This window comes from Kribbella catacumbae DSM 19601 (genome assembly GCF_000372465.1).
Classification (GTDB): domain Bacteria; phylum Actinomycetota; class Actinomycetes; order Propionibacteriales; family Kribbellaceae; genus Kribbella; species Kribbella catacumbae.
Genome location: NZ_AQUZ01000010.1, coordinates 1 through 15838, shown reverse-complemented (window position 1 = coordinate 15838; position 15838 = coordinate 1). Strand labels below are relative to the sequence as shown.

Sequence of the window (15838 nt, the reverse complement as noted above, 5' to 3'; positions counted from 1 at the left end):
GGTGCGCAGCGAAAGCTCTCGATGCGAGCTACCGCCTGGACCGCCACGCATGCACAACCCCGCGCCGTCCCGTCGACACGCCGAAGGCAAACGATTGCCGCCAAGGCGAGGCATGCATGGACGTCCACCCGGCCCAGCCCGACGGGGTGGTCGAGGGCAGCCATCGACAAGGGGCCGAGGTGGGACGCGAGTTGGTCGGGGTGCGGAGGATTTTCGCCGTGATCGGGGGCCAGGTCCGCCTCAGGTTCCGGCGAGAATCCTTTGAGGAGGGCTACGGACGCAGCCGGGCCCGGTAGATGTCGGTGACGATGTCTGTCCGCATGCCGACGGACAGGTAGAGGCCGACTGCCGGGGTCGGGTTCGAGGTGTCCACGTGCAGCAGCGTTCCGGCGAGACCCGCGGCTGAGTCGAGGGCGAATTGATCCCTCAGCAGGAACTTGGCCAGCCCTCGGCCGCGCGCTTCAGCCAGTACGCCGATCCGCCCGATGTACCCGCAGTTGTCAGAGCTCACGAAATTGCGGTCCCACTCGCGGACGGCGACCGGCCGCCCGGCCAGTTCGAGCACGGTCAGCCCGGACCAGTCGAAGGTTGACCGGCTCTCCCGCGATTCCACCCAGTCGTCGTACGGGCGCGGCGTCGAGCCGGGCTGATCGGCGAACGACTCGGCGATCACCTGATGACCGGCTCGCCGGGTCGTCTCGTCCGAGGCGCCTCGATGCACGGTCACCCCGGCGGGCACGGCCGGCGGCTCCACCGGGGCGGTGTGCTCGATCTTCATCCGATCGGTGGACGTGTCGAGGGCAAGGCCGTGCAACTCGGCCAGTTCGGCGAGCTGGCGGTCCGAGCGGAGGATGCCGAGGCTGACCTTCAGTTCGGTCTGGCCGGCTTCGCGGGCGCGTTCGGTGGCGTGCTCGATCGCAGTACCCAGCAGCCAGTCGGCGACTGCTCGGTCGGCCGAGGTGACCTCGATGCCAGCTCGGTCGCTGGCCTGAACGGTGGCGGCGGTCCCGACCACCTGGTCGCCGATGCTGACCAGCCAGGTGTCGGTGTCGAGGTTAAGTGCTGGATCGCGGAGGAAGTTCGCAACGCCCTCCGGGCTGTACTGGTGGATGCCGATCAGCGAGACACTGTGGCCGGCCAGATGGGCCTGGATCGCAGCGCTGTCGTCGAGCCGCATCGGCCGCACCATCGCGCCGGCCGGGAGGCCGCCCATCGGCTGACCACCCATCGACTGGCCATCCACCGGCTGACCGCCGAGCGGCTGACCGCCCGCCGGCTGACCGGCCATCAGCTGACCGGCAGGGTGCGTCGCCAGACGTCGATGACGAGGGTCGGCTTCATGCCCACCGAGAGGTAGAGCCCGAGCGCCGGCGTCGGGTTGTTGGTGTCCACGTGCAGAATCGTGCCGGTCCGGCCCGCTGCGGCACCGGCGGCGAAGGCGTCACGCAACAGGAATTTGGCCAGACCGCGACCGCGCGCCTCCGCGAGCACGCCGAGCCGGCTGACGTAGTTGCAGTTCTCGTCCTCGATGAACTCGTTGGTGTCCTCGAGGAACGCGACCACCCGGCCGTCCAGCTCCAGCAGCGTCACCTGCGACCAGTCGAACGTCGACTTGGACTCGCGCGCCGTGAACCACTCCTCGTACGAGCGTGCGGTGAATCCGAACTGACCAGTGAACGACTCCGTGAACACCGCGTGCAGCACGCGCCGAGTCTCTTCGTCAGCCGCACCACGACGGACCACCACGCCCTCCGGTACTTCGGGCGCCGGCACCGCATCGGTGTGATCGATGCGCATCCGGTGGTACGTCGTACCGGCGGCGAAACCGTTGCCGGCGAGGAGTTCGCGTTTCGCGACGTCCTCGCGATACGTGCCGGTGTCGAGCTTGACCTCGGTCTGTCCGTGGGAGCCGGCCAGTTCCTGGGCCCGCGCGATGATCTTGGCCAGCAGCCAATCGGCGACGGCGCGGTCGGCGGCGTAGACATCGATGTCGAGCAGCTCATGATCGCCTTGCCCGAAGACAGTGCCGTAGCCGGTCAGGGTCTCGCCGGCGAAGACCAGCCAGCCGTCCTGGTCGAGGTCGAAACCGGGTTCGGTGAGTTCGTCGACCATGTCGTCGAAGGTGAAGTCGGGCCACCCGACGACCGCGGTGTTGTGCGCCGCGACGAGCCCGTAGATCGCCTCCGCGTCGTCCTTGGTGGGTCGGCGGAAGGTGAGCCCGGTGGGCAGTTCGGCGGTCATTCCCACATAGTCCTGAACGACCGCCGTACTGTCGAACCGTTTAGCAGCCCTTGAGCCAGTCGTTTCCGCAACTTTCCTCGGCCAGTTGCGCGGTCCGGCTGGTGTCTGCCCGCACGGCCGCGACTGGTGCCTGATCGGTCCAGGAGGCTAGCGTGACGCCGACCGCGTCCTCGACCGGGCGCGTGGTGGTCAGGTAGTTGTTCGAGATCATCGAGAAGACCAGCTTGCGGCCGTCCTTGGTCGACACGTAACCCGACAACGCCGTGACGCCGGTCAGCGAGCCGGTCTTGGCGCGCAGGTTGTTCGCCGCCGGGGTGTTGCGCATCCGGCTGCGCAGCGTGCCGCCGACGAACCGGTCCGGGTTGCCCGCGATCGGCAGCGCGTCGTACCACTGCTGGAACCAAGGCTCCTTCTGCGTGGCGATCAGGAGGTCGCTGACGCTCTTCGCCGTCACGTTCACCTTGCGGGACAGGCCGGAGCCGTCAGAAAGCCGGATCGTGTTGGTCGCGACGCCGAGGCTCTTCGCGTACTCCGTGGTGACCGCGAGTCCCGCCGACCAGCTGCCGCTCGCCTTAGCGACCGCGCCCATCGCCTTCACCAGCGTCTCGGCGTGCATGTTGTTGGAGAGCTTCATGAACGGGTTCATCAGCTCGCCGACGGTCATCGACTCGTCGCGAGCGAGCTGCCGGGCAGCGCTCGGAGCGGCCGCAGTACGGATGCGACCGTCGATGCGGACTCCTTGGGCGATGAGCGCCCGGCGGAACACGTCGGCGGCGTACAGGGTCGGCTCCCAGACGGTGACCCAGTCCTGGCCGACGGTGGCGCCGGCTGGTACCGAACCGGTGATCCGGACGAGGTTGGTGCCGTGGTCGCGCTCGACGCTGAGCGTGTTGCTCGAACCCGCGGCCCCGGTCGTGGCGGTGTTGATGAGCTTGAGGATGCCGTTCGCCGGGATCATCTTGAGCTGCGCCGGCGCCCCGACCGTCGCGCCCGGCAGGCTCTCGACGATCGCAGTACCGGAGTCGTAGTCGGTGTCAGGCGCGAGCGTGAGGGCGGAGATCTGAGCGCTGTAGTAGAACGACTCGTCGTCCGAGGCCCAGGTGTCGCCGAGGCGCATCTGGTCGAAGTACGTGTCATCGGCGATCAGGTTGCCGTCGATCCGCTTGATGCCCGCCTTGGCGACCTGCTTGGCCAGGGCGACGTAGTCGGCCTCCAGTGCCGTCGGATCCCCGAATCCCTTCAGATAAAGGTCTCCCCGCAGCTTCCCGCCCTTGACCGGCGCAGTCGCCAGTACGTCGGTGTGGAACCTGAAGCCGGTCCCCAACGTGTGCATCGCGGCCGTTGAGCTGAACAACTTCGTGTTGGACGCGGGCAGGAACCGCGTTCCGCCGTTCCGGTCGTACAAGGTCTCGCCACTGGTCGCGTCCCGGACCACCAGGCCCACCTGGGACCCCTGGAACCGCGGATCGGACAGCAACGTGTCCAACTGCTGCTGCAACCCAGTCGACTGCACCTGCTGTACTCCGGCCGGCGCACCGGCCGACTGCCCCACCAGCCCGGCCGTCGCCGCCATCGCTGCGGCGAACGCCACCAACCCCCGGCCCGACACTCTCGGTAAATTTCTCACAAGAACCCCTCAACCCTCAGGCGGAAACCAACTACCCAGGAGTCTCCATCCCACTGCCCTTTCGGTCCAGCTCTCGATTCTCAGGTGAATCGATGTAAAAGTGGGGCGCACAGGTACCGCCCCACCTGAGGAGACACCATGCGCAGCAAAATCCTGGCGGCTGTCGCTGCCCTGGTCCTGCCTTTCACCTTGCTCAACGCACCCGCCCAGGCAGAGGTCCAGCGCATTACAGCCGCCGTGTTCCCAGCCGACATCATCGGCGAGGACTTCCCCGATCCGGATGTGTTCGAGAAGAACGGCACTTGGTACGCGTACTCGACCAACAACGGCCGCGGCCACGTCCCGGTCGCCTCCGCGCCGAGCGCCAACGGTCCGTGGACGATCCGCGGCGACGCGATGCCTGGCGGTCCGTCGGCGAGTTGGGCGCAGTCCGGCCGCACCTGGGCTCCCGACGTCCACCCGAACCCGGATGGCAGTTTCACCCTCACCTACACCGCCTGGCACAAGGCCTCGGGTCGTCAATGCGTCGGCGTCGCCACCGCGAGCTCGGCGCTAGGGCCGTTCGCCCCGGTCGGCACCCAGCCACTGATCTGCCCGCTCAGCCAGGGTGGCGCGATCGACGCGAACACCTTCGTCGCGAACGACGGCACCCGGTACCTGACCTGGAAGAACGACGGCAACGCGTTCGGCCAGCCATCCACTCTCTGGCTGACCCGTACGGCGAACAACGGCACGAGCCTCACCGGCGGCAACACGGCGATGCTCACCTCGAGCAGCGTGATCGAGGCGCCCGACCTGGTCCAGCGGGGGAGCCAGTTCGTGCTCTTCTACTCCGGCGGCGGCTACAACGACTGCAACTACCTGACGTCGTACGCGACCTCGCCGAGCCTCAGCGGCCCGTGGACCATCGCTTACCGGCCGCTGATGACGACCGCGAGCTTCGACAACCACATCTGCGGCCCGGGCGGTGCAGACTTTGTCGGCAACAAGGTTTTTCTGCACGGCTGGGTGAATGGCTCGAGGCACCTGTACGTCGCCGATCTCGGCTGGGCCAACGACTTCCCGGTGGTCCGCGGTAGCCGGGTGCGGACCGAGGCCGAGCGCGGCACGCTGAACCACTGCGTGGTCCGCACTGGAGCCGCCGGCGCCTCGGGAGGAGCGGTCGCCGCCTACATCGACCACGCGGACTCCTGGGTCCAGGTCTCGGTGTTCGCGCCGTCGGCCGGCGGCTACACCCTCTGGGTCGGCTATGCGAACGGGATGGGATCGACCGCCAGTCACGGTGTGGTTGTCAACGGCAACAGTCAGGGCTCGGTCAGCTACCCGGTGACCGGCTGGGACAACTGGCGCCAGAGCTCCGTCCCGATCACGCTGAACGCCGGCTGGAACACCGTCCGGCTGACCAAGGGCACTCTGTACGCCGAAGTGGACTATCTCGAGCTCCAGTGAGCTAGCCGCCCCGGATCCTGCGCCCCCAGATCCTGCGTCCCCCGGACCTGCGCCCCCGAACCCTGTGTTCATTCGCCCCCTTTTCACCCTCACCGATCGCCGCGTTCACTCAGCCGCTGAGTTGGAGGGTGAAAAGGGGGCGAATGAACAACGGATAGGACGACGGATGGGGTTTGCCCCGGTCTGTGGTCCGGGTGAACCCTGGATCCACCCGCTCGCTGCGTGGCGCAGTACGCCGCTACTGTGCCGGGGCTCGTAGGCTCGGGGGTGGCACCGACGCGCGAACGGGGAGTTCGAAGTACCTGATGGCAAAACCACCCGAACAGGTTTCCGCCGACCGGCCGCCGCATCGGCGGCCGGTCTGGCTGGACCTGCGCCGGACCACCCGGGGTCTGCAGGCGATGTTCCTCGGTGGGCTCGCGTCGCTGATCTCGCTGATCATCACGTTCTGGACGCTGCCGCAGATCAGCAGCGACGGCCGGCTGCCGATCCTGCGGCTGGTGGTGCTGCTCGCGGTGATCGGGCTGGTGATGCGCTGGATCCTGGCCGGGATCGCGGTCCTGATCGGCTCGGTCGGCGTCCTGGTGGGCGGGTTGCTGAGCCAGTTCGGCGTCGTTTACCTCGGGGTCACGCTCGATCCCGGGGTCAACCTGCACGGCGGGGTCGAGGCGGTCTGGCTGGTCTCGATCGTGATGTCCTCGGTGAGCGCGTTCGTCGGCTGGGTCGCGTATGCCGGCAGCGACGACGCCTATGTCTCCGAGATCATGCGCGTCGTCCGCCGCCGGGCCCGCAAGATCCAGGCCGCCCCGAAGACCGGGATGCTGATCATCCAGATCGACGGGCTGTCGGCGCCGCTGCTCAACTGGATGGTGATGTCGGGCAACCTGCCGCACCTGGGTGGCTGGATCCGGGACGGCAGCCACTCGATGGTCGAGTGGCATACCGGCGTACCGGCGACGACGCCGGCCAGCCAGGCGGGCATCCTGCACGGTGGATCGGGGCAGATCCCGGCCTTCCGGTGGTACGAGAAGGAAGCCGGCCGGGTGATGGTGACGAACCGGGCCCGCGACGCCGCCGAGATCGAGGCCCGGATGTCGACCGGACGCGGGCTGCTGGCCGACGGTGGCGCGAGCATCAGCAACAACTGGTCCGGTGACGCTCCCCAGTCGGAGCTCGTGTTCAGCAGGGCCGCGTTGCCGACCGGCCGCAGCCGCGGGTACGTGCGGTTCTTCTCCAGCCCGCAGGGCGCCGCCCGTGGGCTCATCTTGTGCGTCGCCGAGATGGTCAAGGAGCTGCATCAGGCTCGCCGGCAGCGCCGCCGCAATCTCGTACCGCGAGTGAATCGCGGCGGCTCGTACATCTTCCTCCGGGCGATCTCCAACGTCCTGCTGCGCGATCTGAACGTCTCGCTGGTGACCGACGAGCTGGTGAAGGGCACCCCGGTCATCTACTGCGACTTCGTCGACTACGACGAGGTGGCTCACCACGCCGGCCCGACCCGGCCGGAGTCGCTCCAGACGCTCGAAGGCCTCGACCGCGTGCTCGGCGCGCTCAAGCGGATCATCGACACGCTGCCGCACTCGTACGAGATCGTCGTGCTGTCGGACCACGGCCAGAGCCAGGGCGCGACCTTCCTGCAGCGCTTCGGCCGGACTCTCACTCAGGTCGTCGACGACCTGGTCGACACCACCAAGGAGCCGGTCGCGGCGACCAGCAGGGCTGAAGGTTGGGGTCCGGTCAACGCGTTCCTGACCGAGCTGAGTCTGCGCCGCAGCGTGGCCGGCACGGTGACCCGCCGGGCACTGCACGGCAAGGCCGCTCGCGGCGAGGTCGAGCTTGGCCCGGCCGACTGTGAGCCGCCGATGGCGGCCGACGAGCAGATGGTCGTCACGGCCTCGGGCAACCTGGCCCTGATCTACCTCGCCAGGACGCCCGGCCGCGTACCGCTGGAGGAGATCGAGCTGCTCCACCCGAAGCTGATCCCCGGACTGGCGATGCACCCGGGAATCGGGTTCGTCGTGGTGGACACGCTCGCCGAGGGGCCGGTCGCGATCGGGCGGGCCGGTGTCCACGTCCTGCGTTCCGGCCGGGTCGAGGGCGTCGACCCGCTCAGCACCTATGGCCCGAAGGCGGCCGCGTCGATGCTCCGGCAGGCCGAGATGCCGCACAACGGCGACATCGTGCTGATCAGCCGGCTGGACGAGTACACGCACGAAGTGGCCGCGTTCGAGGAGCTGGTCGGCTGCCACGGCGGGATCGGCGGCTGGCAGACCGAGGCGGTCCTTGTGCACCCGCGCCGCTGGCAGGTCGACGAGCCGCCGGTGGGCTCCGACGCGGTGCACCACCTCCTGATCAGCTGGCTCGACCAGCTCGGCCAGCGCACGGAAGAGTCTCCTGCGGCCCGGGTCGCCGCTTCGACGGATGCGAACTTGGAGGCCTGACCGTGCGGATCACCTGGTGGGGGCACAGCACCACCACCATCGAGGAGAACGGCACGCGGCTCCTGACGGATCCCGTGCTGACCTCCCGGATCGCGCACGTCCGGCGCCGCCGTGGGCCCGCGCCGACCGCCGAGGCCGGCCGCTGCGACGCGGCACTGGTGTCGCATCTTCATGCTGATCATCTGCATCTGACCTCGCTGCCGCTGATCGCGCCGGACGCTGCGCTGGTCGTCCCGCGGGGCGCCGCGAAGCTGATCCAGGTCCACAGCGGCGCGGTCTACGCGGACCGTTGCATCGAGGTTGCCCCCGGCAACCAAATCCGGGTCGGCGGTCTCGACATCACCGTCGTGACCGCGGCCCACGACGGCCGCCGGCTGCCCTGGTCGGCGTACAGTGCGCCGGCGCTCGGCTTCCGCGTCGAGGGTGCGCCGAGCGTCTGGTTCGCCGGCGACACCGACCTGTACGACGACCTGGCGGCCGAGGCCGGCCCCGTCGACCTGGCGCTGGTGCCGGTCGGCGGCTGGGGTCCTTCGCTGGGGCCTGGACATCTGGACCCGGTTCGGGCGGCCGAGGCGGTCCGGCGGGTTGGGGCGCGGGCCGCAGTACCGGTGCACTTCGGGACGTTCTGGCCGATCGGGTGCGATTGGCTGAAGCCCGAGTTGTTCCTGCCGCCGGGGGAGCAGTTCAAGAAGGTGATGGCCGAGGTGGATCCCGCGGTGCGGGTGGACCTGCTGATGCCAGGAGAGTCGACCGAGGTGTCCGATGGTGGGTGAAGACTTCGGCTGGGTGTACTTGGCGGCGCTGGCCGGGGCCGTGCTGCTGGGCGCCGTGCTCCCGGTGCTGCCGACGGGCGCAGCGGTGTCCGCGGGCGCAGTACTGGCTTCTCACAGCAACCCGATCGGGCTGGTCGGCGTACTGATCGCGGGTGCGGGTGGGGCGTATCTCGGCGACCTGATCGTGTACGCCGGTTGCCGGGCGGGCGGGGAGAAGCTCGCCAAACGGATCGGGTGGCTGCGCGACAACGCCTCGCTCGACGCGCTGCGGGTGCGGCTGGCCGAGCATGAGATCACTGTGCTGCTGACCTCGCGATTGATCCCCGGCGGGCGAGTGCCGGTGCTGCTCGCGGCTGGGCTGGCGGGGTATCGCTGGCATCGGTTCGCGGTTGTCGACCTGGCGGCGTCGTCGCTATGGGCGGCTGTCTACATGGCGATCGGGTTGCTCGGCTACGCGCTGTTCGACAAGCCGTGGCAGGGCGTCGTCGCGGCGATCGTGCTGGTGCTGCTGACGACGGTGATCAGCAGTCTGGTCCAGCGCCTCCGGAAGAAGTCTTCCTCGGCGAAGCAGCTTGCTGGAGAACCGGTTTCAGACGCCGAGTGAGGTTTCAGCTTTCAGACGCCGAATGAGGCGGAGCGCAGCCGCTCGACCGCTGCCGGGTCGCCGTCGAACTCGACCTGGGCGACCGCCTGGCGGCCGAAGCAGAACAGCACCAGCTCGACGGCTTCGCCTGTCACTGTGACGGAGCCGAGCTCGGTCGGCTTCTTGGCGACGGACTCGGAGCCGCCCGGCAGGCGAAGTACGAGTCCGGTCGGAGCCTTGCGGGTCATCGACTTCCCGGCGAGCTTGACGGCCTTCCACAAGCCCTTCTGCTGGTCGGTCGGCAGTTCGCGGACGGTGAAGTCCGGCTGAGCCCGGCGGACGTCCTCGTGGTGCACCAGGTACTCGGTCGTGTTCAGGTTGTGCCCGAGCTTCGGGAACGAGTAGATCGAGAAGGTCGGCGGTCCGTTGCGCACCTTGCCGACGATCTCGGTGAAGCTGTACTTCGCCTTCGCCTGCGCCATCCGCCGCTCGGTGGTGTCCGACAACGCCGGAATCATGATGCCCGGCCCCGCGAGCGGATCAGCCTCCCGGACATACAGGTGGACCGCGAGGTCATACGTCGTCCACCCGTCACACAGCGTGGGCTGATCGGGCCCGACCTGGTCGAACAGATCACACAGGGCGAGTCGTTCTACCTTGCCGTAGTCGGTCACAACTCGATCGTAACTGTCGGAGACCAGTGGCAGAATGTCAATCGTTGTCAGTCTCGTGGCTGGCTACGCCCCTGACAGTGTCGTCCTAAGGATGTTTGCGTGCCGCAGCCGAAAGTTCCCAGCAAGGGGAGTGTGACCCGGCGGGGGTTCGCGGTCCTGCGGGTGGCGATCTGGGAAGAGCCGTGGGTGTTCGCCTTCTCGGTCACGGCGAGCGCGCTGTACGGCGCGATGACGGTCGCCGACGGCTGGGCGCTGGGCTGGTCGACCGACCACGTGATCCGGCCGGCCCTGGAGCGTGGTGACACCACCTTCGGGGCGATCGCGGCGCTGGTCTCGTTGTTCCTCGGGATCGCGATCCTGCGCGCGATCGGCGTGGTCGGCCGGCGGATTGGTGCGGGCATCATGCAGTACCGGCTGCAGGCGACGTACCGGCGCCGGGTCACCCGGCAGTACCTGAGACTTCCGTTGAGCTGGCACCACAAGCACCCGACCGGCGAACTGCTGTCCAACGCGAACGCGGACGTCGAATCGATCTGGTTCGTGATCGCTCCGCTGCCGATGGCGATCGGCGTGCTGGCGATGCTCGCCTTCGCCACCGCCGCGATGTTCGCCGCGGACGTCTGGCTCGCGCTGGTCGGCTGCCTGGTCTTCCCGCTCGTCTTCATCGCGAACGTGATCTTCCAGCGCACCCTGCAGCCGCTCGCCACCCGCGCCCAGGAACTCCGCGCCGACGTCTCCGAGGTCGCCCACGAGTCGTTCGACGGCGCGCTGGTGGTCAAGACGCTGGGCCGCGAGGCCGCCGAGACCGAGCGCTTCCGCAAGCCGACCAACGCGCTGCGCGACGCGAACATCGCGGTCATGCGGGCCCGCGGCGCCTTCGACCCGGTGATCGAGGGGTTGCCGCGGGTCGGCGTCCTGGCGGTCCTGCTCGTCGGCGTCGGCCGGGTCCGCTCGGGCGCCGCCGATGCCGGTGACGTGGTGCAGGTGGCCTTCCTGTTCACGCTGATCGGGTTCCCGATCCGGGCGCTGGGCTGGGTGCTCGGCGAGCTGCCGCGATCCGTGGTCGGCTGGGATCGCGTGCAGCGCGTGCTCACGGCCGAGGGCGGGATCGAGTACGGCGACCAGCGGCTCACGGCGTCATCGGCCGCTCGGCTCGACGTATCCGATGTGCGCTTCGGATATCTCCCGGACCGCGAGGTGCTCGCCGGGGTCGACTTCGCTGTCGAGCCTGGCCGGACTGTGGCTCTCGTGGGACCGACGGGTTCCGGCAAGTCGACTTTGACGACGTTGCTGACCCGGCTGGTCGATCCCGAAGAAGGCTCGGTCGCGGTCGACGGGCTCGACCTGCGCACGCTGGCACGCGATGAGCTGGCCGGCTCGGTCGCGCTGGTCGCCCAGACCGCCTGGCTTTTCGACGACACGATCCGCGGCAACATCACGCTCGGCGGGGAATACTCCGACGAGGACGTCTGGGACGCCTTGCGGATCGCGCAGGGCGACGGCTTCGTGAAGTCGCTGCCCAATGGGCTCGACACCAAGGTCGGCGAACGCGGTACGACGCTGTCGGGCGGCCAGCGGCAGCGGATCGCGCTCGCCCGGGCGCTGGTCCGGCGGCCCCGACTGCTGATCCTCGACGACGCGACCAGCGCGGTGGATCCGCAGGTCGAAGCCCGGATCCTGGCCGGGCTGCGGACCGCAGTACAGGGGGCTGACGCTGCGACGACCGTGCTGGTGATCGCGTATCGCAAGGCGACGATCGCGCTGGCGGACGAGGTGTTGTTCCTCGATGAGGGGCGGATCGCGGACCAGGGTTCGCATCTCGAGTTGCAGGAGCGGTCGGCGGCGTACCGGGATCTGGTCGACGCCTACGAGAAGGACGCGGCGCGGCGTGAGGAAGAGGCCGCGCTGGAAGCAGAGCTTGATGATCTGGATTCAGAAGGAGCGTCCGCGTGAGCGCCGCAGAGGCCAGCCGGCTCGATGCCGGAGACAACGCCGGTGGCATGGAGACGCTGCGGCAGGGGATTCGGGTCTCACCCGAGCTCGCGCGCGGCTGGTGGATCACGGGGTTGCTCGCGCTGACGATGACGGGCGGGCGGATCGTCGTACCGATCGCCGTGCAGCAGACCATAGACAAGGGGTTGTCGGGTCCTGCTGGCCCGGACATGTCGTTCGTGGCGTGGATGTGCCTGGCGTGTGTGGGCGGCGTACTCGTGACGGCCTTCGCGTCGTACCTGACGACGGTGCGGCTCGCGACGAACTCCGAGCGCGGGCTGGCGACGATGCGGATCAAGGCGTTCCGGCACGTGCACGACCTGCCGGTGCTGACCCAGAGCACCGAGCGCCGGGGTGCGCTGGTCAGCCGGGTGACGTCCGACGTCGACACGGTGTCGCAGTTCCTGCAGTTCGGCGGGTTCATCTTCCTGGTAAGCATCGGGCAGATGGTGCTCGCGACCGTGGTGATGTTCGTCTACTCGTGGCAGCTCGCGCTGGTCGTGCTGATCTGCTTCATTCCGCTGTTCGCGAGCCTCAAGTTCCTGCAACGGATGATGTCCGCGGCGTACGGCGTGGTGCGGGCGAAGGTCGGCGAGATGCTGTCCGCGATCGCCGAGCCGGTCGTCGGCGCGCAGGTCGTGCGGGCGTACGCGATCGAGAAGCGCACGCAGGAGCGGATCGACGCCTCGATCGAGGACTACCGCAAGACGGCGACGAAGGCGCAGGCGATCACCGGGATCACGTTCTCGATCGGTGGCCTCGCGGCTGGGCTCGCCAATGCCGGCGTACTGACCGCGGGTGTGCTGCTCGGCGTTGACGGGAAGGCGACGCTGGGGGAGATCCTCGCGTTCATGTTCCTGGTCGCGCTGTTCTCCGATCCGGTGCAGATCGCGACGCAGGTCCTCACCGATGCGCAGAGCGCCTTCGCCGGCTGGCGGCGTGTGCTCGGCGTGATCGCGACACCGGCAGACGTGGTCGACCCAGGCGAGGCGGGCGTGCATCAGGCGCGCGGTCCGGTGACGGTGGAGTTCCGCGACGTGAACTTCGCCTATCCCGACGGCGATCTCGTACTGCGCGATGTCGATGTGCGGCTCGAACCGCATCGGCGGGTGGCGGTGGTCGGCGAGACAGGGTCGGGCAAGACGACTTTCGCCAAGCTGCTCACACGGTTGATGGATCCGACTGCGGGCGCAGTACTGCTGGACGGGGTGGATGCTCGGGAGATCGCGTTCGCGTCGCTGCGGGAGCGGGTGGTGATGGTGCCGCAGGATGGCTATCTGTTCGACTCGTCGCTAGCCGAGAACGTCCGTTTCGGGCGGCCTGAGGTGACGGACGCGCAACTACTGGACGCGTTCGAGTCGCTTGGTCTAACGGACTGGCTGGAGTCGCTGCCGGACGGGCTGGACTCACCTGTGGGTCAGCGTGGTGAATCGCTGTCCGCTGGTGAACGCCAACTGGTCGCGCTAGTCCGCGCGAACATCGCCGACCCGGACCTCTTGGTCCTCGACGAGGCGACGTCGGCTGTGGATCCGGGCACTGAGGTCCGCGTGAACGCAGCACTGGAACGCCTGATGGCCGGCCGCACTTCGGTCACCATCGCCCACCGCCTCTCCACAGCCGAAGCCGCCGACGAGGTCCTCGTCTTCGACAACGGCCAGGTGGTAGAACGCGGACCGCACTCCGAACTGGTCAAGGCGAACGGCATCTACACCCACCTGCACGCCAGCTGGATAGCCCAACGCACGGCCCTGTAACCGGGCCCACGGCGGCACACCCCACCAGGGCCCGGTCTGCCACTGAGGTCGACCGGAACGGCGCCGGCGCGGCGCAGGAATCCCGGGGTCGCGACTTCGCCGAGGCGCGTTTCGCAGTACAGGTCGCCTGTGCATCGCAGTACAGGTCGCCTGCGCTTCGTAGTACAGGCGAGAACCGGCGCCTTGCGGGCGCCCACCCGTGGGAGGATCGGCGGATGGGCGCCCGCAAGGGCACGGACCGGCGGGCGAAAAGGGGCAGTCAGCCCACCGGCCCGCGCACCTCAGCTGGTACGCCGGCCAGAGCCCGCCCCAGCTACTTGGCCTGGGCGGAACCGTTCTCTCGTCCCGTGCCCGGCTGGGGGACGAGCAGGAACTCGACGCCGCCCTTGTCGTCGACAGCCGCGTCGAGGATCTTGTCGTCCAGCGCAGCCGCCGCGTTGGACTCCAGGAACACCCGCGCACCGCCCTCCTCGACCACCTGATCACCCTGCAGCGGCGATTCGGTCGTCGTCACGGCCAGCGCGGGATCGGCCGGATTCTCCTGCGAGATCCGGACCCCGGCACCCTCGGGAGCGCCCTCGACGCCCGTGATGCTCTTGATCACCAGAGTGGCGTTCTCAGTCAGGGTTAGCACTGCTTCTCCTAGCATCGATTCCGTTGAACGCGCCCCGTGCCCCTTCCCCAAATCCACAAACATCCCCACCCCAACCCCCCACTTTGAGCACCCACCAGCCGCGATCCCGCCGATCGCCTGACCACCCCGTGCCCAAGGTCGCCGTCCTCGGAGGGTGCGGGTGACTCTGGGCACGGGGTGGGCATGGGCTGGGCGAAGCGGTGACTGACCGGCGCCCAAGGTGGTGGGTCGGGGTCGGGTGTGCGGTCACGCCGGCGCGGTCTCGCAACGCGTCGGCCGGGCCGAGCAGGCGGGCCTGGCCGAGCGGCGTACCCACGACGAGGTCGACCGGCGGGACTACTCCGAACCGAGTGCGACGGCGTCGTCGGTCGCGCTGTGCGTCGGGTGGAGACGGGCTGTGCGTCGGGTGGGGACGCGGTGCGTCGGGTGGGGGACGGGCTGTGGGTCAGGCGGCGTGGGTGAGGGGGAGAGGGGCCGTGCGCCAGGTGGGGGGTTCGCCGGTACGACGTTCGCCGCGGATGAAGGCTTCGCGGAGGCGCCGGACGAGTCGGTTGGAGTCGCGGACGACGTCCTCCCAGCCGAAACGGACCACTTCGAGATCCAGATCACTCAAGCGCTGATCGCGCTCGTAGCTCTGTCGCAGCAGGCGCCGCCGCTCGCTCGCACTGTCCGCCTCGTACTTCGCCAGTCCGTCCGCCTCCGCGATCGTGCGGTACGCCGGCCACCAGAAGTCGACCCGCTCAGACAGCCATCTCCAGCCGTTCCAGAACTGTGCCTGCAGGACCGGGGCCGGTAGCCCGCCGCTGACAAATGCGAGCCGGGCGATGGACTCCAGTGCCGATTCAGCTCCAGGGTCAGCCATGGCGACGGCTTGCCTGGCTCTGCGGATGCCCGGCCATCGGTGCTGGCTGTCGAGCATCGTCTGGAGATCCTCCACCGGCGTACCGGTCCGGAGAGCGTGGTCGATGGTGACGACCGCCTCGCGCAGGGGGAGTTCGCGGGCCAGGTCCACAACCGTTCGGGCATTCGAGGTGGCCACGAGTCCGTCGTACTGGACCAGATGCGCGGCCGGCAGCCCGGCACGGCGCAGTACGACGTCGTCGCGACGCTGGTTCCTGTTGGCCTGCGGAGGGCGGGTGAGCCAGACGGCATCGACGAGTGGGCGATCACGCCTTTTTGTGTCGACCCAGATCCGCAGATCGGCCAGCGTGGCAGCGCTGAAGTGGCTGATCACGGACTTGGGGTACGCCGCTTGGGCGCAGGCGATCCGCGCGATCTCGGGCTCGACCGTGCCATCGAGATACTGCTTCCGCTCAAGCTGGAGGTGCCCATTGCGAACCAGCCGTCGAAGGTCGTTGTCGTTCAACCCGAGCTCGCGCAGCTCACGCCGGCTGTGGGGCAGCCGGCAGACCACCTCCAGCCGCTGCCGAACCTCATCCGCAAGCCGATCCATCCCCCAACCCTGACCCAAGTCACCCCGCCCCCGCACCCCGCCAACCACCACCTGTGGATAACCTCCCCCACGAAGACAAGCCAGCCGGTACGCCGGACGCCGGTGCCCGCAGCACGCATCGCCCCCGTTCCGCCGCGGTACGAGCGACGCCCCGTTCCGCCGCGGTACGAGCGACGCCCCGTTCCGCCGCGGTACGAGCGACGCCCCGTTCCGCCGC

Annotated in this window: 12 protein-coding genes; 6 read left to right on the top strand and 6 right to left on the bottom strand. The window is 68.7% G+C overall.

What is annotated here, in order from left to right; genetic code table 11:
* Positions 1-271: 271 nt before the first annotated feature.
* The 3 genes from A3ES_RS0112760 to dacB are packed head-to-tail and all read right to left on the bottom strand — an operon-like array spanning position 272 to position 3850.
* Complete coding sequence (locus tag A3ES_RS0112760) at positions 272-1288, bottom strand: GNAT family N-acetyltransferase (protein WP_020387206.1); 1017 nt, start codon at positions 1286-1288, stop codon at positions 272-274.
* Positions 1288-2241 carry a GNAT family N-acetyltransferase gene (locus tag A3ES_RS0112755; protein WP_020387205.1) on the bottom strand — a complete coding sequence of 318 codons (954 nt, stop codon included), beginning with the start codon at positions 2239-2241 and terminating at the stop codon, positions 1288-1290. The genes A3ES_RS0112760 and A3ES_RS0112755 overlap by 1 nt, the downstream gene beginning before the upstream one ends.
* A 40-nt stretch (positions 2242-2281) precedes the next feature.
* Positions 2282-3850 carry a D-alanyl-D-alanine carboxypeptidase/D-alanyl-D-alanine endopeptidase gene (gene dacB / locus A3ES_RS0112750; RefSeq protein ID WP_237744940.1) on the bottom strand — a complete coding sequence of 523 codons (1569 nt, stop codon included), beginning with the start codon at positions 3848-3850 and terminating at the stop codon, positions 2282-2284.
* Between the two features lie 156 nt (positions 3851-4006).
* On the opposite strand from dacB, the gene A3ES_RS0112745 reads away from it, so the two are divergent.
* From A3ES_RS0112745 to A3ES_RS0112730, 4 genes are all read left to right on the top strand, one after another.
* Positions 4007-5317 carry a family 43 glycosylhydrolase gene (locus A3ES_RS0112745; protein ID WP_020387203.1) on the top strand — a complete coding sequence of 437 codons (1311 nt, stop codon included), beginning with the start codon at positions 4007-4009 and terminating at the stop codon, positions 5315-5317.
* A gap of 305 nt (positions 5318-5622) precedes the next feature.
* On the top strand, positions 5623-7758 hold the full coding sequence (locus A3ES_RS0112740) for an alkaline phosphatase family protein (RefSeq protein ID WP_020387202.1): 2136 nt from the start codon (positions 5623-5625) through the stop codon (positions 7756-7758).
* Between the two features lie 2 nt (positions 7759-7760).
* The gene (locus tag A3ES_RS0112735) at positions 7761-8531 is read left to right on the top strand and encodes an MBL fold metallo-hydrolase (protein WP_020387201.1); all 771 of its coding nucleotides are present in this window, start codon (positions 7761-7763) and stop codon (positions 8529-8531) included.
* Entirely contained in the window at positions 8521-9135 is a 615-nt protein-coding gene (locus A3ES_RS0112730) for a DedA family protein (RefSeq protein WP_020387200.1), read from the top strand. Before A3ES_RS0112735 ends, A3ES_RS0112730 begins: the two co-directional genes overlap by 11 nt.
* Positions 9136-9146: 11 nt before the next feature.
* On the opposite strand, the gene A3ES_RS0112725 is transcribed toward A3ES_RS0112730, so the two are convergent.
* Positions 9147-9788 carry a TIGR03085 family metal-binding protein gene (locus A3ES_RS0112725; protein ID WP_020387199.1) on the bottom strand — a complete coding sequence of 214 codons (642 nt, stop codon included), beginning with the start codon at positions 9786-9788 and terminating at the stop codon, positions 9147-9149.
* 99 nt (positions 9789-9887) lie between these two features.
* On the opposite strand from A3ES_RS0112725, the gene A3ES_RS0112720 reads away from it, so the two are divergent.
* Both A3ES_RS0112720 and A3ES_RS0112715 read left to right on the top strand, forming a co-directional pair.
* Positions 9888-11741 (top strand): ABC transporter ATP-binding protein, encoded by a 1854-nt coding sequence (locus A3ES_RS0112720; protein ID WP_020387198.1) that lies wholly within the window; start codon positions 9888-9890, stop codon positions 11739-11741.
* The gene (locus A3ES_RS0112715) at positions 11738-13534 is read left to right on the top strand and encodes an ABC transporter ATP-binding protein (RefSeq protein ID WP_020387197.1); all 1797 of its coding nucleotides are present in this window, start codon (positions 11738-11740) and stop codon (positions 13532-13534) included. The genes A3ES_RS0112720 and A3ES_RS0112715 overlap by 4 nt, the downstream gene beginning before the upstream one ends.
* Before the next feature lie 313 nt (positions 13535-13847).
* Here the strand turns inward: A3ES_RS0112715 and A3ES_RS0112710 are convergent, their stop codons facing one another.
* Positions 13848-14168, bottom strand: coding sequence for a hypothetical protein (locus A3ES_RS0112710; RefSeq protein ID WP_020387196.1), 321 nt, complete (start codon positions 14166-14168; stop codon positions 13848-13850).
* A gap of 445 nt (positions 14169-14613) precedes the next feature.
* A complete protein-coding gene (locus tag A3ES_RS51225) occupies positions 14614-15621 on the bottom strand; it encodes a hypothetical protein (protein WP_020387195.1) in 1008 nt (335 codons plus the stop codon).
* Between the last annotated feature and the right edge of the window lie 217 nt (positions 15622-15838).